The sequence below is a fragment of the Aliiglaciecola litoralis genome, from assembly GCF_039523355.1.
GTDB lineage: Bacteria > Pseudomonadota > Gammaproteobacteria > Enterobacterales > Alteromonadaceae > Aliiglaciecola > Aliiglaciecola litoralis.
Map to the genome: position 1 here is coordinate 17983 of NZ_BAAAFD010000015.1, position 21990 is coordinate 39972.

18 protein-coding genes are annotated in these 21990 nt (G+C 45.0%); 5 read left to right on the top strand and 13 right to left on the bottom strand.

What is annotated here, in order from left to right; genetic code table 11:
• The first annotated feature begins 8 nt into the window (after positions 1-8).
• On the top strand, positions 9-1286 hold the full coding sequence (locus ABD036_RS17695; protein ID WP_343862328.1) for an OmpA family protein: 1278 nt from the start codon (positions 9-11) through the stop codon (positions 1284-1286).
• Between the two features lie 197 nt (positions 1287-1483).
• On the opposite strand, the gene dnaB is transcribed toward ABD036_RS17695, so the two are convergent.
• Both dnaB and ABD036_RS17705 read right to left on the bottom strand, forming a co-directional pair.
• Positions 1484-2872 carry a replicative DNA helicase gene (dnaB, locus tag ABD036_RS17700; RefSeq protein ID WP_343862330.1) on the bottom strand — a complete coding sequence of 463 codons (1389 nt, stop codon included), beginning with the start codon at positions 2870-2872 and terminating at the stop codon, positions 1484-1486.
• A gap of 122 nt (positions 2873-2994) precedes the next feature.
• Positions 2995-5052 carry a tetratricopeptide repeat protein gene (locus ABD036_RS17705; RefSeq protein WP_343862332.1) on the bottom strand — a complete coding sequence of 686 codons (2058 nt, stop codon included), beginning with the start codon at positions 5050-5052 and terminating at the stop codon, positions 2995-2997.
• Positions 5053-5148: 96 nt separating this feature from the next.
• On the opposite strand from ABD036_RS17705, the gene ABD036_RS17710 reads away from it, so the two are divergent.
• On the top strand, positions 5149-5775 hold the full coding sequence (locus ABD036_RS17710; RefSeq protein WP_343862334.1) for a hypothetical protein: 627 nt from the start codon (positions 5149-5151) through the stop codon (positions 5773-5775).
• Between the two features lie 201 nt (positions 5776-5976).
• On the opposite strand, the gene ABD036_RS17715 is transcribed toward ABD036_RS17710, so the two are convergent.
• From ABD036_RS17715 to ABD036_RS17740, 6 genes are all read right to left on the bottom strand, one after another.
• Complete coding sequence (locus ABD036_RS17715) at positions 5977-7896, bottom strand: S1 family peptidase (RefSeq protein ID WP_343862336.1); 1920 nt, start codon at positions 7894-7896, stop codon at positions 5977-5979.
• A gap of 6 nt (positions 7897-7902) precedes the next feature.
• Positions 7903-10350 carry a CHAT domain-containing protein gene (locus ABD036_RS17720; RefSeq protein WP_343862338.1) on the bottom strand — a complete coding sequence of 816 codons (2448 nt, stop codon included), beginning with the start codon at positions 10348-10350 and terminating at the stop codon, positions 7903-7905.
• Complete coding sequence (locus tag ABD036_RS17725) at positions 10347-12374, bottom strand: caspase family protein (protein ID WP_343862340.1); 2028 nt, start codon at positions 12372-12374, stop codon at positions 10347-10349. The genes ABD036_RS17720 and ABD036_RS17725 overlap by 4 nt, the downstream gene beginning before the upstream one ends.
• A 266-nt stretch (positions 12375-12640) precedes the next feature.
• Complete coding sequence (locus ABD036_RS17730) at positions 12641-13684, bottom strand: DUF4097 family beta strand repeat-containing protein (protein ID WP_343862342.1); 1044 nt, start codon at positions 13682-13684, stop codon at positions 12641-12643.
• Positions 13681-14187 carry a hypothetical protein gene (locus ABD036_RS17735; RefSeq protein WP_343862344.1) on the bottom strand — a complete coding sequence of 169 codons (507 nt, stop codon included), beginning with the start codon at positions 14185-14187 and terminating at the stop codon, positions 13681-13683. The genes ABD036_RS17730 and ABD036_RS17735 overlap by 4 nt, the downstream gene beginning before the upstream one ends.
• On the bottom strand, positions 14180-14746 hold the full coding sequence (locus ABD036_RS17740; RefSeq protein ID WP_343862346.1) for an RNA polymerase sigma factor: 567 nt from the start codon (positions 14744-14746) through the stop codon (positions 14180-14182). Before ABD036_RS17740 ends, ABD036_RS17735 begins: the two co-directional genes overlap by 8 nt.
• A 241-nt stretch (positions 14747-14987) precedes the next feature.
• Here ABD036_RS17740 and ABD036_RS17745 point away from each other — a divergent pair, with 241 nt between their 5' ends.
• A complete protein-coding gene (locus tag ABD036_RS17745; protein WP_343862348.1) occupies positions 14988-15800 on the top strand; it encodes a hypothetical protein in 813 nt (270 codons plus the stop codon).
• Here ABD036_RS17745 and ABD036_RS17750 read toward each other — a convergent pair.
• A complete protein-coding gene (locus ABD036_RS17750; RefSeq protein WP_343862350.1) occupies positions 15753-17912 on the bottom strand; it encodes a tetratricopeptide repeat protein in 2160 nt (719 codons plus the stop codon). The genes ABD036_RS17745 and ABD036_RS17750 overlap by 48 nt on opposite strands.
• A gap of 231 nt (positions 17913-18143) precedes the next feature.
• Here ABD036_RS17750 and ABD036_RS17755 point away from each other — a divergent pair, with 231 nt between their 5' ends.
• Both ABD036_RS17755 and ABD036_RS17760 read left to right on the top strand, forming a co-directional pair.
• Positions 18144-19058 (top strand): universal stress protein, encoded by a 915-nt coding sequence (locus ABD036_RS17755; RefSeq protein ID WP_343862352.1) that lies wholly within the window; start codon positions 18144-18146, stop codon positions 19056-19058.
• Positions 19059-19094: 36 nt separating this feature from the next.
• The gene (locus ABD036_RS17760) at positions 19095-19625 is read left to right on the top strand and encodes a DUF5655 domain-containing protein (RefSeq protein WP_343862354.1); all 531 of its coding nucleotides are present in this window, start codon (positions 19095-19097) and stop codon (positions 19623-19625) included.
• Positions 19626-20114: 489 nt separating this feature from the next.
• On the opposite strand, the gene rplI is transcribed toward ABD036_RS17760, so the two are convergent.
• From rplI to ABD036_RS17780, 4 genes are all read right to left on the bottom strand, one after another.
• Complete coding sequence (gene rplI / locus ABD036_RS17765) at positions 20115-20567, bottom strand: 50S ribosomal protein L9 (RefSeq protein WP_343862356.1); 453 nt, start codon at positions 20565-20567, stop codon at positions 20115-20117.
• A 29-nt stretch (positions 20568-20596) separates the two neighbouring features.
• The gene (gene rpsR, locus ABD036_RS17770; RefSeq protein ID WP_008843478.1) at positions 20597-20824 is read right to left on the bottom strand and encodes a 30S ribosomal protein S18; all 228 of its coding nucleotides are present in this window, start codon (positions 20822-20824) and stop codon (positions 20597-20599) included.
• Between the two features lie 11 nt (positions 20825-20835).
• Complete coding sequence (gene rpsF, locus ABD036_RS17775) at positions 20836-21258, bottom strand: 30S ribosomal protein S6 (RefSeq protein WP_343862359.1); 423 nt, start codon at positions 21256-21258, stop codon at positions 20836-20838.
• A 207-nt stretch (positions 21259-21465) separates the two neighbouring features.
• Complete coding sequence (locus ABD036_RS17780) at positions 21466-21990, bottom strand: CC0125/CC1285 family lipoprotein (RefSeq protein WP_343862361.1); 525 nt, start codon at positions 21988-21990, stop codon at positions 21466-21468.

Sequence of the window (21990 nt, forward strand, 5' to 3'; positions counted from 1 at the left end):
ATGGAAACATGAAAAAATCAATTATAGCAGCGAGTATGATCGCAGCATTTGCAAGTCATGCAGTTGTGGCTGATGAACCAGACTACAAGCAATGGGTTGGTGGCTTTATTGAAGTCTACAAACCTGATGAAGATAAATTTTTTGACTTCACATCATATGATGCTGGTATGGGTCTAGGCCTAGAGTACGGTTTCAGACACGACGAAAACTGGGGTGGACGTTTTGAATTTTCTAAGATTAGTCTAGAGAATGACGCCAACTTAGTTGACGATCAAGCAGAACGCTTTGGTTTTGATGCGATGTACTTCCTAGAAGAAGATTTATTATATATTTTCGGTGGTCTTAAGCACTTGAACATGGCTCAATCTGGCGGCATGGTCAACCTTGGTTTAGGTAAGCACTTTAACGTAGGCGAAAACTTAAAGTTAATCACTGAAGTCACGGCTTATCATGATTTCGGTCAAGCTTATAATGATGTCAGTGCTAAGTTAGGATTGGCTTACGCTTTCGGTGCGAGTTCAGCGCCTAAGGCTCCTGGCGACGCAGACCAAGACGGCGTCAATGACAGTCTTGATCGCTGCCCTAACACCGCAATTGGTGCTCGTGTAGACAGCAACGGTTGTAGTGTTGACCTTGATGGCGACGGCGTATTAAACGGTGTAGATCAATGTCCAAACACGCCTAAAGGCACACGTGTTGATGCCACAGGTTGTAACTGGGATAAAGACATGGACGGTGTAGCAAATGACATCGACATGTGTCCAGATACACCTAAAGGCACTGTAGTGGGTGCAAAAGGCTGTAGTCTTGAAATTGACAGTGACCAAGATGGTGTACTCGATGTCAAAGATCAGTGTGCAGATACGCCGCTGACTGACAGAGTAGATGCGGTTGGCTGTAGTGTGTTTGAAGAAGTTGAAGTACGCGAAACCTTGAATGTATTGTTCGCTAATAATAGTGATGTTATTCGTAACCCGAACGATCCTAAATTCCAAGAGTTTGCCGATTTCATGAATCGCTTTCCAAACACGCAAACTGCCATTGAAGGTCATGCATCAGCGCCAGGCAAAGCAGATTACAACATGACATTGTCATTGAAACGTGCTCGGGCAGTAAGACAATTATTGATCGACAAGTACGGTATTGATGCTTCAAGACTAACTGCTGAAGGTTTCGGTGAAACTCAATTACTAGATGAAAGCAATACTGCTGAAGCACATAAAGTCAATCGTCGTATTGAAGCACGTGTTACTGCAACCAAAAAAGAGAAAGTTAAACGTAACTAAGCGCGTTTAACCATCCAACAAAAAGCGGCTCTCGAGCCGCTTTTTTTATGTCTAATTATGGGTTGTTTGCACTAACTACCAGCCACCAATTTGGCATGGCTTAACCGGAGTTTAGTTTCGTTTGATTAGGTATGCAGAGGTGTAGCTCGTCGCGCCATCACCAGTAGTGATAATTACCACAGCCAAAAGATGCAAGCTTACTCTTCTGAGAAAGCCGGTCCAGCGTAGTTATCAAAGCGCGAGTACTGGCCTTGGAAAGTCAGCCGCACAGTACCAATAGGACCATTACGTTGCTTACCCAAGATGATCTCAGAGATCCCTTTTAAGTCAGTATTCTCGTTGTATACCTCATCGCGATAAATGAACATGATCAAATCGGCATCTTGCTCGATTGAGCCTGATTCCCGCAAGTCAGAGTTAACTGGGCGTTTGTCTGCCCGTTGCTCAAGACTACGGTTGAGCTGTGACAGTGCCACCACCGGCACCTCCAACTCTTTAGCAAGGGCTTTTAATGAACGAGATATCTCAGCAATTTCCAAGGTACGGTTGTCACTTAATGAAGGCACCCGCATTAATTGCAGATAATCGATCATGATCATGCTGATGCCGCCACGCTCACGTGCGAGTTTGCGTGCGCGAGTACGCACTTCCATGGGGGTCAAACCTGATGAATCATCAACAAATAAATTGTCTTTATCTTTGAGCATGGCCATGGTGTTAGAGATGCGTGCCCAATCTTCATCGTCTAACTGGGCAGTACGGATCTTAGTTTGATCGACGCGGCTTAGGGATGCCAACATCCTCATCATGATCTGCTCTGCAGGCATCTCTAGCGAGAACACCAACACTGGCTTTTCTTCCAGCAACATGGCGTTTTCACACAAGTTCATCGCAAAGGTGGTTTTACCCATCGACGGACGTGCTGCCACAATGATCAAATCCGATGGCTGCAAGCCACTGGTCTTCTTATCTAAGTCGGTGTAGCCGGTAGAAACACCGGTAACTTCTTTATTGGTTTTGATCAGCGCTTCAAGGCGATCGATGGTTTTACCCAAAACGGCTTCAACGTCCTTTGGACCTTCGTTTTCGCCGGTTCGCTTTTCAGCAATTTCAAATACTTTAGACTCGGCAAGATCAAGAATTTCGCTGCTATCGCGACCTTCTGGGTTATAGCCAATATCGGCAATCGTATGGGCAACACCGATTAACTCACGCGTAATCGCGCGCTCTTTGATAATTTCGGCGTAGGCCACCACGTTTGCGGCACTCGGCGTATTTTGCGCTAACTCACCTAAATAAGCGAAACCGCCGGCTTCTTCGAGTTCATCGTGGTTTTCAAGTTCTTCAGAAACGGTGATGATATCGACCGGTAGATTATTCGCAAGTAAACGTAAAATGCCTCTAAAGATGGTTCTGTGCGAGCGATTATAGAAATCTTCTTCGACTACCACCTCTGCAACTTTGTCCCAAGAGTCAGGGGCAATCAACATACTTCCAAGCACAGACTGTTCTGCCTCCATCGAATGAGGCGGAATCTTTAACTTTTCAATTTTGTCGTCTGTTTTTTTACCGGGAACTGCTTTCACGAATCATCAAATATTGCGAATGGGCCGAGTATTATGCGCTAACTTGACCCAATGGAAAAGTTGAAAGTGAAAATTGATCAATAGTGCTAAACAAAAGTAAGTACCCACCATCGCCAACACAACTACTGGTTGGCTAAACCTGAGATGAAATCAGGGTGACCTTTAAGCACTTTTAAATCTGGATCTTGGTCAATGACTTTTCGGTAGTAATCGTCTTGCTTTATGGTTTCAAGCAATGCCTCGATTGCACCAACCGTGTTGCCCTGTTGTAGTAACACCAGCGCATAAAGATAAAGGACTTCGGGGTTTCGATGGGACTGTTCTAGAGCGATTTCCATGAGTAGCATCGCATCTTTTGTACGTTCTAGATGGGCGTAATATAACCCAAGCATGGCGCGCGTAAGCCAGTCTTCGTTGTTGATACGCAAATTCGCTTGCGCAAGTTTAGCGGCCCGCTGATAGGCGTCTTCTGCCAAGCGTTGTTTACCGGCAAGAAAACGATAATTTTCAGCCAGCCGCCCCCAGATTCGATGGTCATCAGGCGCAAACTCCAACGCTTTTTGATGCATCTCCACCGCTTTTTGGTATTCACCAACATAATAATAAGAGATACCAATATTAGTATAAGCTTGTCTGCTGGGTTTTAACTGCAATGAGGTTTCATAAGCCTGCAGAGCGCGAGTAGTATCACCCAACATCCAATAAGCCGCGCCCAAACCACCAAAACCAAGAGCGGAGTCTGGTGTCAAGCGTGTAACAACCTCGTAAGCCTGAGCGGATTTTCGGTACTGCTCAGTGGCATAATAATAGTTGGCTAAGGCTTCATGGGCCTTCCAGTAATTTCGCTTAAGATCCACCGCTCGCGAAAAGGCCACTTCAGCTTGTTTATAGTTGCTTTGCAATAACAACACTTCACCAAGTTCGATGTAGGCATCTACTTCATCGGGTGAGGAGGAGATTGCTAGATTGAGTTCCTCGATAGCTTTTTCGTACCAACCTCGAAAGCGATATAGTCGTCCTAGGGCCACTTTCACCTCGCTGCTAAGATCCTTATTTAGCGCTTGGGCTTTTTCACACGCCTGCTCCGCGCTCGAGAAATCTTCAACACTATTTGATATTTCGTAAAGCCGCAGGTTGGCGGCACAAATACCAGCATAAGAACGAGAAAAAGACGGGTCCACATCCAAAGCTTGTTGAAAAAGCTGTTTAGCCACAATCATCACATCGGCATCTTGGGAACTACGTAGCTTTTCCCGTCCTTGCAAATAGAAAATATAGGCTTCGATATTCTCAGTTTGTTGTTCTTGTAGACGATTTTCAGAATCTACCGATAGTGCGATTTTCAACTCATTGACCACCGCAGCGGCTATCTCTCGTTGAATGGCAAAAATGTCATCTAATTTACGATCGTAGGTTTTGCTCCAAATATGGAAGCCATTTTCACCGTCAATTAACTGGGCGGTCATGCGGATCCGATCACCCTCGCGGCGGACACTGCCCTCGAGTACCATTTTAACATTCAACAGGGTGGCCACTTCACGAATATCGATTTGCTTGCCGCGAAAACGGAAAGAGGAGGTTCGTGCGGCAACATTGAGCTCGTGCATGCCAGCCAAAAAATTTAGGATTTCTTCAGCTAAGCCCGAAGCGAAGTAATCTGATTCCACATTGCCATCGAAATTCTCAAATGCCAATACCGCAATAGAATTTTGCGCAAATCCAGACTTCTTGATTTCGACGATTGGCGCAGGCTCAGGAAATTGTTTAAGCAGGAGAAAAACCAAGCCAACCGTACCCGCTAAGATCACGCCACAAAATGTTAAGGCGGCAAATTGACTGGATTTTGTTGACGTTCGAGGAGAGTCATCGTCCTTGCGCCACAGCGGCAAATCAAACATCAAGCCTTTTTCTTTAAAATCAATCAACCAAGCTAGAAAAAACACCGCAGGAAAGCCAGCAAGCGTGACGATAATGAGAACTCGAATTCCCCAAGATGGAACGCCTAAAGGCTCAAACGTGAGCCCAGCCACTTGCAGAATAAGCCAACCAGATACGGCATAAGTCACTACAACAGGAAGCACTTTTCGACGACGGATCTCAGCAACAAGTTGGCTGAAAAAACCTGACAGATTAATAGCTATCCCCTTTTCAATTCCATGAATATTAATGCAACTAAGCAATGAAAACCCCAATACAGTCAAATCACACTGACATGGCGTTTCCGAATTTTCAGTATATGCTTAGTATTACAACGAATCCAGAAAGCGTGGCCGGTTATGCAAAATCCAGAAAATTCAGGCAATGGCACTTCAGTCAATCAGTATGAACAGCCGCAATCTCAATCCGATGAGCGCACTTCCGAGCAAGATGAGCATGCGAGCAGACCTGACACCCGCCCCGGCAGGCCAGATAATCGCACGTCGTTAGAAGACGAACGCGCGGGCAGACCTGACACCCGCCCCGGCAGGCCAGATAATCGCACGTCGTTAGAAGACGAACGCGCGGGCAGACCTGACACCCGCCCCGGCAGGCCAGATAATCGTACGTCGTTAGAAGACGAACGTGCGGGCAGACCTGACACCCGCCCCGGCAGACCAGATAATCGCACGTCGTTAGAAGACGAACGTGCGGGTAGACCTGACACCCGCCCCGGCAGGCCAGATAATCGTACTTCGTTAGAAGACGAACGTGCGGGCAGACCCGACACCCGCCCCGGTAGACCAGATAATCGCACGTCGTTAGAAGACGAACGCGCGGGCAGACCTGACACCCGACCCGGCAGGCCAGATAATCGTACTTCACTAGAAGATGAACGTGCGGGTAGACCTGATAATCGCGCATCCGAAGAAGACGGTCGTGCGGGACGGCCCGACAATCGAAACAGCCGACCCGATGAGCGTTAACCTCATTGAGATGCTTTTGAGAGGCCCGTTTTAACCTATGCAAAATCACATATTGATTCGGTTAACGCTCGATGAAGCAATTCTGCTACAACGAAAAATCAATGGTGACTAAAAAGCAATGGTTCATGCTCTACCCGAGCATAAATAACCGAAACTCTGGATATTAATTGCTCGACACATCCTATCCAGAGTTCAGCTTAATTAATCCTGAGCGTAAGGTGTTATCATCTGTCCTTCTGTCCACTGGCCCTCCGGAGACGCAATCAGGAATCCGCCACCATAGATAGGCACCGCATAAAAACTACCTTGGTAACCAAGAATCACGTAATCAACACCATTGTCAAAGGTTTCATAACTCTGTATCGAAGCTTCTTGTAATACACCCTCGATGTTAACAAACCAACGCTCTCCCCCATATTGAACGAAAAACGTCTCACCATTTTCACTTAGATAAGAAGTCGAAGAGACAGCGTCTTGTGCTCCCTCCTCTTCTATTGTCTGGGGCGGGGCGCTATCGTCATATTCACTATCGTCATATTCACTATCGTCATATTCGCTATCTTCATATTCGTCAGGGCTATCTTCATCATCCGGTGTGTAAACCACAGGAACAATGCCTTCTACTGACAAATTAGCAAAGCGCGTCATAGCCGCAGCCAACATAAAGGAAGCGGGCTCCCAAAATGTTTTTCCGCAATTCTCGGGGGAGGGTGCTTCAAAGCACTTAACCACAGTACTATCTTTGTCTAGGTTGATAACGGTTTCCACTATCAGCACATCATCTCCTTTGACAATGCGATTTTTGTACACGTACATCGAAGTGTCATCTGACGAATCTTCAAATACATACCCGACCCTAAACACGATATTTCCGCTACCATAATCCACCACGCGAAAGTGTTCCTCTTCTAACTCACAAGTTACTGGCGCTTCACAGTTAAGATCATCTCCTATCGCATAGTCGAAAAATTCGTCATGGCTTGCGGATATTCGATTTCCGTTAGCATCTTCATAAAAATATGCGCCATGTCTTATAGTGATGAAGGCCTGATCTTTGGTTGAGTCTGTTGCTGCCAACGTCCAGTCACCGTCTTCTTCGATATACTGCAATTTATTTCCAGCGGGGATGGCAATCACAATACCTAACTCTTCCTCTTCATAAATATCAAAGGCTAAGTTTTTTTCAGCTGATGTTTCGATATCAGGCAATATTGTTGCCCATAGTTCCTCTAGCCCGTCTGCCGGATCTGAGGTCTGGCGTAGTTGTTCAAACGTGCGGGTTTTGGTTTTTATCCATCGATATTGATTGTCTTCATCCTCATATTCAATATAGTTTTGTGGCGCTGATCTTTTCACCACCACCGCAGAGAAATAATAATCTTCATCATTTAAATCGTCTGGAATGTCATCTACCGAGGGGGATTCAATCAACTCATTGATATATTTTGCTGGGATAAGCCAATTGTGGTTTGACAATCCTTTATCGAGCCCACCTTCTACGACGCCCCGCAAAGCACCTTGTTGATCAAATACCGGACCTCCAGAGAACCCTTTAAAAATACCACTTGAGACAAGGTATATACTGAGATCAAGTGATGGCATATTAACCTTGGTCATGATTGGCAACATTTCACTGGTAATGTTGTGTCTTAACTTGTCGCTTTCAGAGGAAAGTTTTTCCAAAGAGTTCGCTTTACTGGATGTCACATCAGGTTTAAACCCGAACACAATTAAACGGGAGAAATCGTCCGGTGCGTTAGGGTTAAGGTTATTTATTGGGTTGCAGTTTTCCAACGGCTCGACGGTTTTTAACAATACAAGGTCGGCTTTTCTGAGTACTTTTTCAACCGTCGCAGTAACAGGCACGTCACGGCAAAAGACTGAAATTCGTGCCGGTTTACGTTTTATCGCGTGCAGTGAGGTGATGACCCAATTATTTTTTTGCCAGACAAATCCGCTTGCCATGCTAACCACCGGCCCGTCTTCTACTTCAATTCTAACCACCGAATAATGCATCTCTTTACTATCTAATTTAGCCTGTGCCGGTATGACAATAAGTACGAGCAACGAGGCAAAAAGAGCCCTGGTTAAAGCACCTTTAATAATTTGATATTTTTTCATTGTTCACTATTCCTGAGTAATCTTTGCGGAACACAGAACCGGCACTAACATCTCTAACGCGAGATCCTGATTTTGTTTGGATATACGTTCATCCACTAAAGTAAGAATTTGATTTAAGTGGGTATCTTTGCCAAATGCAGACTTGAGATTGCTGCTGGCTCCAGCTTGTGCCAGCAAGTTTTGGCACTGAGCAGATTCAGGTTTAACCTGTTGGGCATTTGGCACACGACCACAAACGGCGTCTCTGGCAATAAATAAAAAGGCTTTTTGATCTGACTCAACCGACAGCTTCTTTTCTACTTGATCGGCAAGGTTTTTCCAGCCCAAGGTGCCTTGTTCATCCCGATACCGAAATATTTTCAGTGCACCATCAGCTGACAGTCTGTCTTCGTTAATTCTTGATAATAAACTGCACGTTGACGGTGAGCGGTCGACCGAAAACATTGCACTGCGCACATCTCTCAGTTGTCCACTTGTTTTGGTTACTTTGCCATCCGCATCGGTTGTGGTTGTTCCTGAGCTGCTCAGCAAACTCAGCAATTTATCTTCGCTCATTTGCGGAAAGATGGCTTTGAGCTCAGTGGCACGCTGGGTAATATTGGGTGAGAGTAAGCTATTATCACGCACGTAAATTCCAGCTAAACCGGAGATAGCCACCGCCAGACCAAAGGAGCCAATGCGCAGCCCCTTAGCCATGCTAAAGTGCTGATCATTAAGGCCAAGCAGCGCGGCTAACCCAACCCCTACCGCACCAATAAAAACGGCCACGATAGATTTGGCATCAGCACCTTGAGGTGCAGCGAGTCCCATCAATAACCCCACCATCACTCCTATGCCTGCACCACTGTAAATAGACACCCACATAGAAGATTTTTCAGAGCTGGCGCTTGGCCCATTGCTATTATTCATGGATAAGTTACCTTGCTGGTTCAATGAAGGAATGCCCGATGTCTGCGGGATTTTCAGCGCACCGCTTTGCCCGTTGATAAGGAGAGACGTTTTTTGCTCTGCCTGAGCAACACAAGCACACCAATGCGGCAACAATATGCTGCGCAACCTAATCTGTGTGTAGCGGATTTCAGTGCTAATATTTTTTTGTTGCTGACCACCGATAGTGGCGACAGCTTCAGCTTCGATTTCTTGACGAAGCCCATTACCCAGGGTTACAAATGCCTCTTGAACAGACACCTCCAGCGGCACTAATGTAGTGGACAGCTCAAGTTGTGACATTGCTTGTGCTTTATCTAACTCCCAATACCAATCATCAGTCTGAATGGTTGTTGGTTGTGATTGCCTAAATGCAGGTACTAAATAATCGCTAACGGTAAGATTAATCTGCTCATTGATATCTTGCCATTCCAGTTCTAGATCCTGTGCGTGCACATCTTTAATCTGACCCTGTTGCCCAGTAACACCGGTTTGAGTGTCAATATCAAATTGCCAAAACGGTACCTGAATTTTGATCAGTTGAATGCTTTGCTCATCGGTCAATCCGAGCGCGCCAGCGGCTTTTGTGCGCGCCTCTTGCTCAGATATACTGAAAGGAATTTGGCAATCAGGGATCGCAGTGTTGACATCTAACCGTTGTAAATCGGTGCCACCACACAGTGGACAAAACTCAGGCGCAGTCTCGTTGTAGGAACTAACCAGACTGCACTGTTGACAGCTAATGGCTTTGATACTGCGTAAGCGCTGTCGATATTGCGTGTGGATAGGCTCACCGTCGGGATCCTTTATTGGCCCTTGGCTATCGTGCAATTGGATCTGCCACGCTTCACGGGCGCTAGGCAAGCGCCACTGTTCAAGATCGTCGATGGCATCAGCACGGGTATAAAGTGTCCAAGCAAATTCAACACTGGCAGGTTCATCTTGGTCACTAAAATCAAAATTGGGATGGCGATTAACCGAAATGGAAACTTCGTTGTCGGTGGCGAATTTGCCTTCAATGTAATTACGAGCAGACTCAAACGCCTCATAAATACTGTGCCCTTCAGCTAACGCTGCGTAGAAAGCCGTTGATAACTTGGTGGCTTTACTATCACTGATTTTTACCGCGGTAGCGATTACCGCTGGCACACCCGCATCGTGCAACAATTTAACTTGGTTTTTGGTCGCGCAACCGTTAAGAAAAACTAATTTCAAACTACTTTGCTGACCAAGCAGGCCCGCTATACCACCGGCTCCGCCAGTCCCCCCTTCGAGTTGTAAGGTGCTACCATCAGCATGGCCGGCATAATGAAAGATTACGATCCGATCACGGTAACTGAGTAAGTCTGCGTAAAGCTCATCAAATTCCGCGCTTTCTTCACGATGAATGGCCAATGCGTTGATTTGCTCAAGGGGTTGCAGGGCCTGAAAAATGGCTCGGCTCTCCTCTTTAAGTGTTGCTAGATGACGGTCCTGATCATTGGCAAATGCCAGAAAAACGACTGGCAGTTCGGCGACCATATTCATCTAGGCCTCCTGACAAGGGTAAAACTGCGGTTAATAGCATCCCATTCTGATGTTGATTGCACGATGGCTTGTGGATTTTGTTGGATATCATCTTGCCCCGAAAATGCGCTATCAAATGCCGCTAGGTTGGCGCTATTTGCATCATTTGAGCGCAAACCATCTTGATTAAGCCAACTAAAGTCAGATTCGGTCGTAGAAAAAATCGCTTTACAGCATTCAGTGCCAATATCGGCAAAGAAGCGTTGGTGCAAAGAAGCGGTTAACTGTCTGTTGCCCAATCCCAGCCTAACGGTTTTACCCGGACTGAGTTCCTCGCTAGATTTATTAAAGGGGTAAAGGGAAGTAACCTCGTGCATCGCACTTATCCATAGCAGACTAAAAAACACAGTCCGCTGGACCTCGTTATTTTTAATTTCAAACACCATGGCGGTTTTACCATCGATAAACTCTGAAGTGCCGCCATTTGCCAGCTCAAGCTTATCGTCGGCTAAACGCTTGTACAGATTAAATTCAACATTTAAGCCCGTGTTGGGATTATCCAATTGCATGATATTTCGAAAACGCGCGATCTGATTTAAATTGTCAACCAGCACCTGAGTTACGCCTGTTTCTTGTATGGAATGCACCGGCATACATAATGATTCATGCTCTGAATAAAATGCCCACGCTGGCAGCAATGTCATTTGTCGCTGCGATAACGGCAGACTTTCTGGTAACTCATTAACCTTGTTGATGATCCGTGCATACACGTCGGCAGTTTGAATGTCTTGTTCATCGACCAAGCTCAATAGCGATGAGGCTTGTATCGCTCGTATCAGTGCAGTACTAAATGACGGGTCGATCTGAGACAAATCAATGCGCAATTTATCTGCTCGGTAAGCGTAATTTTCAACCACACACCTAGCACCGGCGATGAGCCCTTGGTGACTGTCGATTAGCTCAGCAATAGAAGACACAGCGCCAACCTCAGTCACGACTAAAGTAGCCATCCGATTTTGCGCACTCGGCTGTTTAGTAAAGGGCGCATAAACTGCCCATTTTGATCCAACCCGCACACCTTGCGCAGCACCACCAGCCAGTACTATTTTGTCTTGTTCAACGGCTTTAACCGGGATAAAAGCTAAAGGCTCAATGTCTTTGACACCAAATACCACTCTATCGATCTTGCCTTCTATTTGTGGGTTCTGCTCTTCCACCAACGACACCACGTTGGTGGTGACTTTCTCGAACAGATCTCTGTAGGTGGTGTCAGGTGTCACATTTTGCAGTGCTTTGCACAAACTGTAGGTAAGCACGCCATGTTTATACTTTTGTGTGCCCTCAGCAAAATATCGCTCTTTAGATAACTGAGTGTCTCGACAGCCTGATATCACTACAAAATTATTGCTAAGGGTGAGCCAACTGCCCTTTTTAGGTTGTGTCGAAGCATTGTTATTACGTACAACGTTAGTATTTGAGCGCTGCGTATCAGCAATAATCACTTGTCCTCGCACTTCTTGTGGAAGACTGCGAACACTGACTGGCTCTGCACTTCGCGTCATAGTGCCAGAATGACAAGCATCAAAAATAAGGGTGGTATACGGGGTCTTTTTAGCCAGCCGCTGCAACCATTCATTGATGGTGTGCTCGCGGATCTCTCGCCAAATTTTTCCTTCTGGTGCGATAACAGGATCAACAGGCGCAGGCTCACAATCATCATGAGGAATAATGCTATTAATTTTACCGCTGCCTTCGTCAGTAAATTCCGTTTTCACTTTGCAACTGTGGCCGTGTCCACTAAAGTGAAAAACCACAATATCGTCTTGCTCAACTCTATCAGCTAGGGCATCCATGTTGCTGATAATGGCATCGCGCGTGGCCGCTTCATCACATAGAAAGGTAATGTCTTCTGGAACGAAGTTGAACTTGTTGATTAATAAATTTTCGAGCAAATAAGCATCATTAACGCACCCTTTTAATTGATACTTTTGGTCTTGGTGCCGGTAATAATTAATCCCGATAATAAGTGCGTGTTTTTTAGGCATTTCGCTATCCCTAGGCGATATGCCATTAGTGTAGTCTGGCGATTAATTTTTAGCCAACTTTGAGCTGGTGTGATTACTAGTACCCAAACACTTACCACTTAACAAAGTCGCATGGTGTTAACACCGTTTTTTGAATTACTATCGGTTTAATTGCAGGTTTTCAATTATCAGTTTGGATTTGATAACAACAAACCGGACGAACTTGAGTTAACCCCAAAACAAAAAAGACGAGCTAAGCTCGTCTTTGGAATTCAACTAGGCGTAATTTATTTTTTGTCGATTTTGATCCTACCGCTAACCGTAGAGACCTTAACCCGACCATTACCACCATTGTGAGAAAACTCTAACCAACGGCTGGGACCATATTTGGCCTTTTGCTCTTTATCCTTGGTGAGCTTGTTGACGATCCTGCCACCAGCATGACCTTGCAGATCAAAGCGTGCCGATACGTCGGATTGAAATGACAAGGTAACATCACCGCCTACGCTACTGGCTCGCACTTCGCCTTGCTTGGCAAGCTCTAGTTTGGCTTCAATCGAACCATTTACGGTACTTAGCGATAATTGCTCTATTTTACCAAGATCGAGTTCAATATCGCCGTTCACTGTTTCGGCTTTAACTTCAACGCTACCCACGTTGACATTAATATCACCATTAACTGACTCATACACCGCTTCTGTGGCTTTAGAGTCTCGATCACGAATATCGCCATTGACGGTTTCAATTTTAATATCACCAACCAATCCCCGTGCACTGATGTCACCGTTGACGGCTTCAATCCGTAGTCGCCCCGATAAATCAACCACCTCAATGTTACCGTTGACAGTGTCGATATCTGAGCTACCGCGAATATCCGTTACCTCAACATTAGCATTGGTAGAGCTGTAGTTTATTTTACTGTCGTAGGGCACAAATATTTCCAGTTCATCGCCATCATCTGAATCCCATGACCAGCTACCGCGATTACCTTTCACTTTAACTTTGATCAGCACTTCATTGCCGTCGCGCTCAAAAATAAACTTATCCGTTCTATCGCCTAGTTTACCCACCACACGAACTTCATTATTAGCCCAGCCTTTTATGCTGGCATGGCCATTCATGTGCTCAATTTGCACATAGCCGTTTTTATCCGCCTTAATGGTTTGATCAACTTTTTCGCCTGCCATCGCAATTGCAGAAAACAAACATAAAGCGATACTGAGCCATAGGTGTTTCATTAGATTACCTTTTTTTAAATTACTTGCTGCGGTGCAGGTTGGATTTGTAAACCAATCTCTACCGTTTTTAGAGATCACAAACGCGGTGTTCATAATTGCCTCCACTTGGGTGAATGCACTCGCTCAATCAAATTTATTTGCTGCTGATGCACACTTTGCAACATTTTTAATAGCGCCATATTATTCGGATCGTGCTTTAACGCGGCCTTGATAGCGATAGTTGCTTCATCAAGCTCAGCCAACTGAGTTTCCCAGTTTTGGGTCAACGCCGGTTGTCCTTCAAATTTCACCAGCAACGCGTTTTTCTGTTGTTCATGCTGACTACTTAGCGCTGCGACTAAATCTTGCCCGCTTACTTCATTCACCGGTGATTGCATACCGTACCAAGTTAATACTCCAACCAAGGCCACTGATGCTGCAATAGCGACCATTTTAGGACGCTGTTTAGGTTGTCTCTGTGCCCGTATTTGATTAGGAGTATCTTCGTCGGCCAAGGCAATCTCAATGCCCGCCCATAGATCTCGTTCAGGCTGCTTGTCTTTTTCAAGCTGCGCTAGCTTGGCGCGTAAATCCGCTTCAAAATTTGCTTTATTCATAACCCATCCACTCCTTTAATAACTGCTTGGCACGGTGAAACTGTGCCTTACTGGAGCCCACTGCCATGTCCATCATGTTGGCAATATCTTCATGGCGATAGCCTTCTATCGCATGTAACACAAAAACAATACGAGCGCGTTCTGGTAAGCGAGCAATATAGCCCTCCAGTTCACTCAAATCGGTACTTTGCTCAGCGCTGTGATGCATTGCCTCTGAATCTTCAATATTGAACATTCGTTGCCACCAGCCACGCTGCTTGCGAATATACGAAATGGTGATATTTGAGGTAACCGTATGTAACCAAGTGGAAAACTTACTGTCACCTTTAAAATTACCTATTTTTCGCCACAACTGAATAAACACTTCTTGCGCGGCATCTTCTGCCAGCGATCTATCACTGGTCAGTCGATAGCACAGCGCATACACCTGTCCAATGTAGGTTTGATAGAGCGTTTGATACGCTTTTCTGTCGCCCTGTTGCACTGCATTTATCAAGTCCCGCTCCGATTTCTCAGCGAAGGCATCTTGGGCAGCAACAACATTTCCGTTTGTATTCAAAGTGTTCTTCGTTATTGTTTTTGTCTTGAATGATTAGTCGCAGGGTAGAACAGAAAGGTTTAAAGCACCAAAAATATATTTAATTATTATCATTTGATAAATACAACTGTCTGATATTTTTACACTTTTCAATTTAAGCAAAATCCTGCAATTGCTTACTGTTTGTTTTTTAAGCTATTTGTAACTGGGGCACGATTTATGCGTCTATTTTTTAAACACATTTTTATACTAAGAAACCACTATGTTTACACTCACGACTCGCAGCTTTTTTATATATTCTTTCGCGCTTGTGCTGTTTCTTTTTCATGCTTTAGCAGAGGCTGGTTTAGTCCGAGGGGGCGGCCGAGGGACCTATTCCGATTCTAGCAATACGGATTTTGTATTAGTTGCTAATGATCAAATAAACGATCTGGGATTAAGGGAAGGCTATACCGCGGTTGAAGTAAATGGCTTTAATTCAGGTTTAGATGCGCTGTTAGCCACACCTTCTTTTTGCGATATTGAATTTTTTGATTTTCAAGACTTGCAGGATGCAATTAACTTTGGTGGATTTGTCGAAGAGCCCTGTTATTACCAAGTCTATGAGAATGATCCCACTATTGACTTTCTTGGTTTTGGTCGAGGCCTGTTTCAACTTGCAAGCAATGTTGAAATAACCTGGACACTGAGTCGCGCTGGAGAGACTCCAATCGTATTGGCAGGCGCTGCATCTGATATATCCGGTGAAAATGTTAGTTATATCGGCCCAATGCCAACCGAGTTGTTCGCCGGTGAATACTTGGTTGATCTCACCGTAGAATTCTTTTCTGGCCCGAACATGGAATTTTTCAGGGCATCCGGTGATAGTACAGATGATGTTGGTTGTGATGAAGTAGCACCAGGCGATGTGCAGTGTTATATGAGGGAATTTTCCCCCTCTGACACCCTGCGATTTGACAGTGCCTTTAGTGAACGATTAGTGGTGCTACCGGGCTCAGCCCCTATAAATGAGCCAGCCATGTGGGGATTATTGGGCCTTGGTTTGTTGCTTTTGCGTCGCAGCACGACTAAGTAACGCCTTGGCCTTAGCCCGTTGTTTGGTTATGTCACTTTCAATAGTCTCAAATAACGCTTGAATCTCAGGCGTTTGAGGCAACCCTTGCAGTATTGGGTCGCGTTGCGTCCACCATTCCCGCCAGCCATGTTCGATGGCCCGATTTAAATGTAAAGCTACTGCATCAATGTCGCCCTCTAGGGCCGCGATTCTCGCTGCTAAATGATCATTAAAGCTGTCTATCAAACCATTTTCACTAGCAAGGCGTGATAACTCTTTGCACTTAGCAATTATGGCGTTGGACTCTTCCTCTTTATCCGTTTGCTTAAGTGCCCACGCAATTTCTATGGCAGGGCTACACATCGGCATTTGAAACCTATCTTGTTCAGAAAATCCATTACTAGCTTGCAACAACAGCTCTATTCCACGTTGAGGTTGCGCAAACAACAATTTATACCACGCCAATTCAAATTTAATCCAAGGATCGTCTGGGTAGGCTTTGATTTGAAATTCCAGATCAGCGAAGAGTTGTTCAATGTTATTTTCGATAATTAAGATAGAGGCATCATAGAAGGGGTCATCAGTATCTTGGTCAAGTTGCTCAGCCATTCTCAAGGTAACTAAGGTATTTAAATAGTGAGACTCGTAGGCTGAGTTTTGTGGGGATAAATGCATAGCATGCTGCCAATGTATTAAAGTGTCCGCCAGCTCGCCACGCATAAACGAGTAGGTAGCAAGCCCAGCATGGCCATAGGGAGATTGAGGGTAGCTAGTCAACAGGTTATCAAAAACCTGCTTTGCTTCGTCGAAGCGACCTCTAAAAGTGAGTTCCATGCCATAATTGTAAATCGTACTGATAGAGGCCGGATCGAGTTCGTAGGCTTTACTGATGCTAGCGAGTGCCGCACTATGTTGATTTACTTTCTTTTGAATAAGAAACTTCCACATGTAGGCTACGGCTAAGCTAGGGTTAATGGAAATCGCTTTATCTAAGCTAGATATTGCGGCATCAAAATCCTGTCTCAACTCAAATAACTTTCCCTGAATAGCATAGGCTCGCGCATCATTTTGCTCTCTTATTAACGCTTTACTTAATTGCTGATCAGCAAGTGAAATAGCGATATCAGTATCTAAGATGCCAAACCGACTTTGGCCTTTCTCTAACAACAAAATAGTATCTGCAAGCGCTACAAAAGCAGTCACATATTCCGGATCAAGGGCAATAGCCTGCTCAAAATATTTGCGCGCCTGTTTGATCGATTCAGTGGTTTGCTTACGGTATTGTTCGCGCCCTTTCAAGTACATCACATAGGCATCTGTACTAGCTGTTTTGGCGTCATTAGTTACCTGTCCAACTTCGATGTATCTGTCTTCCAGTAAGTTAACGATCGAGCGACTAATCTCCTCTTCTACCGCAAAGATGTCTTCAAATTCACGAGAAAACGTCTGCGTCCACAGGGTCATGCCGCTCGCACTCTCAATCAACTCAGTACGAATTTTTAATTTATTGCCGGTAACTCTTAAGCTGCCCGTTACTAATGTATCTACATTTAGCCTTCGGCCTATATCCATAGGTGTCAGGTTTTGTTCAACCAAAGCAAAGGTCGAGCTAGCCGCAGCGACTTTCATGCTACTGCTTTTTCCCAATAATGCAGTTAGCTCCTCGGTCAATCCTTCGGTAATATACGCTTGGTCTTGGTCGGGACTTTGATCTCTAAACGGCAAAACTGCTATGGAATTGGCAGAGATCACTTGGGAAATGCCCTCCTCCCGTTTCACGATTTGTTGTTTTACTTCACCAAAATAAAGATAACCTAAGCTGCCTGACCCAAAGGTAATAACCAGTAAAATTAACCACTTGAACGCGCCAAACTCGCTGATGGCGCCACTATCTGCATCGCCAATGGGCTCTAAGCCTTGCAGGGTAAAATTGAAATACCAAGACAGGTACAGCACAACAGGAAAGCCTGCGAACAAGGTAATGGCGGTAAAGGTGCTGACCAAAGGTGACCAATTGAGCATCGGCTGGATCACAGAGACGACCTGTAACAGCAGCCAAATTAACCCTATGTACGGCACAATAGTGGGCAATACATTGCGGCGACGTAATTCAGACACGAAGGTCTTTAACATAGGGTTCCCAATTAATTAGCTGGATTTAACAAGAGTAGTAAACCCTGTTATCCCACCCCAATATTAACTTTCTGAAAAGTTGCTGAACAGGAAAGTGAGTGTTTGTTTTTTATACATTTTATGGTGACTCAGTTCGCTCAAAAAATCAACGTCGAATATATTTTAACCATTCGCATAATAGTCAACTACAATTTTAGTCTGCAAAGGAAAAAGGAAAAATAAGGTAACCTAATGAAGACGGAAATCGCGAACTTTCAACATATTCTTGTGGTGCTAGAGTCAAGCGAGGATCACACGGTACCATTAGCCAGAGCCACTCGCCTATGTCGTGCCTTAGGCGCAAAAATGACCCTATTTATATCCTATTATCAAGCTTTCACGGCTAAGTCACCGCAAAATCTAGCTGATGACTTAGTCACCATCGTTGAACACAAAAAAAACGATATCGACGAGCAATTACAAAAATGGCAAGCATCTGACTATCTGGCAGGTGTGAGTATGTCGTGGCAAAGCAAACCCTCTGTCGCTATCGCCAAATTCATTAAAAACAGTGATTTTGATTTGGTGCTAAAAGCCCCCTATCAGCAAAGCGAATTTAAACATCTGTTCCGCAGTGGGCTGGATAAATATTTTGTCAGTGACTGTCCACTACCCTTATGGCTGGTGAAAAAGCGCTTATGGGATGATAATTTTGAAGTGTTATCTTGTGTCGATATGGGCGACGATGCCCATGACAATCATTTACTTAACCGAAAAATCCTTGCTGTAAGCGATAAGCTAGCCGGCGCCTTAGATGCAGAAATGCACGTGGTTGATTGCTTTTATGGTGAAATAGGTACTATGCGCATCGATTTTAATAGTAAACGGGGCTTCAAGCGTGAAGCAACGATCAAAGAAACCCATGTCGAGAGGCTGAAGCTTTTTATTAACGAATATTCACTCTCTGATGATGTATTGCATTTTGTCGAAGGCATGCCTGATCATGCATTACCTGATAAAGCCGCCGACCTAAGTGCTGAAGTGGCGGTTATTGGCAACAATGAAGATACGAATTATATCGATAGGATATTTGGCGATACCGCCGTTGAACTCGTTAAAGCCATGCCTTGTGATTTACTGATTGTTAAGCCAGATATCCCTAACTAAACTAGATCAATAAAAGCGTCATAGTGTGAGAACGTAATGGAACAGAATCTAGTCGATAAAACCGGGAAAACCTTATCGCAATGGAAAGCAATACTCGCTAAACAGCCATTTAAAAAGCATGGGGAATACATGGCATACCTCAAGGGGGAATGTGGACTCACCCACGGTTTTGCTAACTTTATCACATTAAAATTTCGCGAAGCCGATGCTGGCTCAGCCGATCCGCAACAGTTGGTCACTGAGCAATATCAAGGCAAGGAATCGCTCAAGCCCATATATGATTACTTAGACAAGTACTTACGTAGTTTAGGTGATGATGTCGACGTAGCGCCTAAAAAAGCAGCTGTGAGCTATAAAGTGAAACGTCAATTTGCACTGGTTCAGCCTTCAACCAAAACGCGCATCGATTTGGGGTTAAAGTTAAATGATGTCCCACACGAAGGCAAACTCGAAACCTCTGGGCCCTTTGGCACTATGTGTACTCACCGCGTACAGCTTAACGAAATCGCAGATGTTGACGAGCAGGTATTAGCTTGGATAAAAACGGCGTACCAGCAAGCGCAGTGACAATTCCTGTCATCCCAGTGGGGCTCTAACATTTCCGTCATCCCGGTGGGGCTCTAACATTTCCGTCATCCCGGTGGGGCTCTTGAACCGGGACCTTCTCGACGCCTGTTTGCAGTGTAACCAAATAAGACTTTTACGGAGATCCCCGATCAAGAGCATTTCGGGGATGACATTTGTGGAGATATCGGGGATGACACAAGAGCGTCATCCCGGTGGGGCTCTAACATTTCCGTCATCCCGGTGGGGCTCTTGGACCGGGACCTTCTCGACGCCTGATTGCAGTGTAACCAAATAAGACTTTTACGGAGATCCCCGATCAAGAGCATTTCGGGGATGACATTTGTGGAGATATCGGGGATGACAACTGTGGAGACCGCGGGGATGACAACTGTGGAGATATCGGGGATGACAACTGTGGAGACCTCGGGTATCCCACAAAACAAAAAACCCTGCATAAGCAGGGTTTTTAAGATCTTACAAAAGTAACGCTTACGCTTCTTGAATAATAACCAATTTAACAACGGTTGTTACGTCAGAATGCAACTGTAGGTCGATATCGAACTGACCAGTTTCACGCAATGTACCTGTAGGCAATTTCACTTCTGATTTAGCCACTTCAACGCCAGCTGCAGTAATTGCATCAGCGATATCACGTGTACCAACAGAACCGAACAACTTACCTTCGTCACCAGCAGGTGCCGCGATAGTTACTTCGCCCAACGCTTGAACTTTAGCAGCACGTTCTTCAGCAGCAGCCAATTGCTTAGCAATATTAGCTTCTAGCTCAGCACGTTGTGCTTCAAATTTTTCTACGTTTGCTTTAGTTGCAGGAACTGCTTTTTTCTGTGGAAAAAGGAAGTTACGTGCATACCCTGATTTTACAGTGACAGTGTCACCCAAGCCGCCCAGGTTGGCGATCTTGTCTAGTAGAATGATTTCCATCTTTGCTACCTCTTATTTTACGCCAACGATTACTTGTGAGAATCAGTATATGGAAGCAACGCTAGGAAGCGCGCACGCTTAATAGCAGTTGACAACTGACGCTGATATTTAGCGCTAGTTCCAGTGATACGGCTTGGTACGATTTTACCACTTTCAGTGATATAGTTTTTCAGCAAAGCGATATCTTTATAGTCTATCTGTACAACACCTTCGGCTGAGAAACGGCAGAATTTACGACGTCTAAAAAAACGAGCCATTGTCTGTCTCCTTATTCTTTATCTTCAGATTCAGAAGCGGTTGTTTCTTCAGCAGCTGCTGGTGCTTCTGTTGCTTCTTCACGTCTTTCAGAACGCTGAGGGCGCTCGTCGCGACGCTCTTCTTTAGCCATTGGAGACTGTTCAGTCTCTGCACCTTTAGTACGCATGACAAGATTACGAAGTACGATATCATTGAAACGGAAAGCAGTTTCTAGCTCTTCAATTGCTTCTGCAGATGCTTCAGCATTGATTAGTACATAGTGTGCTTTATGCAATTTTTCGATTGGGTAAGCCAATTGACGACGGCCCCAGTCTTCTAAACGGTGGATTGTTCCGCCGTCGTTTGTGATGATTCCAGTATAACGTTCGATCATACCAGGAACTTGTTCACTTTGGTCAGGGTGGACCATAAACACGATTTCGTAATGACGCATTGTTGCTCCTTACGGTTGTAGCCTCTTACAGCTCAGCCGAGCACTGTGTAGAGACAAGGAACTAAAGGGTGATGGCTGATTTAAGGGCGCGAATTGTATATAAAGCGGACATCTAAGGCAAGATCTATTTACTTTATCTGGCATATTGGCCGCGACTTGGTGTTCGCAGCCAATATGCGATTTCTTCTCAATCTACATTTACTCGCTTTATTGCTTGTCTAGCTTGCTGCTCAAGCTATCTAAAACGTCCTGAGCACCGTAAGCATCATCATTCGTTTTAGTACCCTTGCCCATGCGAATTTCTAAAATAGTGTGAACTTCTTTACGTTCATTGCCTGCGCTTGAGTTAATGCTCACGCCGACTTCGGTAGAAGGACGAGTGCGGGTATCACAAGTAAGAAGTCCACAGTGACGCTCTACCTGCCGTTGTTGCGAAACACCGATTGAAGATGCTGGCTGCACTTTTTGAGATTCCACAAAGGTTTCTTTGCTAGTTACCACAAACCAATCATATCCCTGTTGCTGCGTGAGCTCAGCAGATCTGAGAAGCGCATAATCAAACGCATCAGCAACACTTTTTGAATAAAGCTTAAACTGCACTCTGTAACGATCGCTGGATACTTTTTGCTCACTATAACCTTCAGATCCATTTTTGGCTGGACGATAGTCCGGGGCAGATGCACAACCTGAAATCAACAGAACAATCGATAAAAACACCATTATATACTTCAT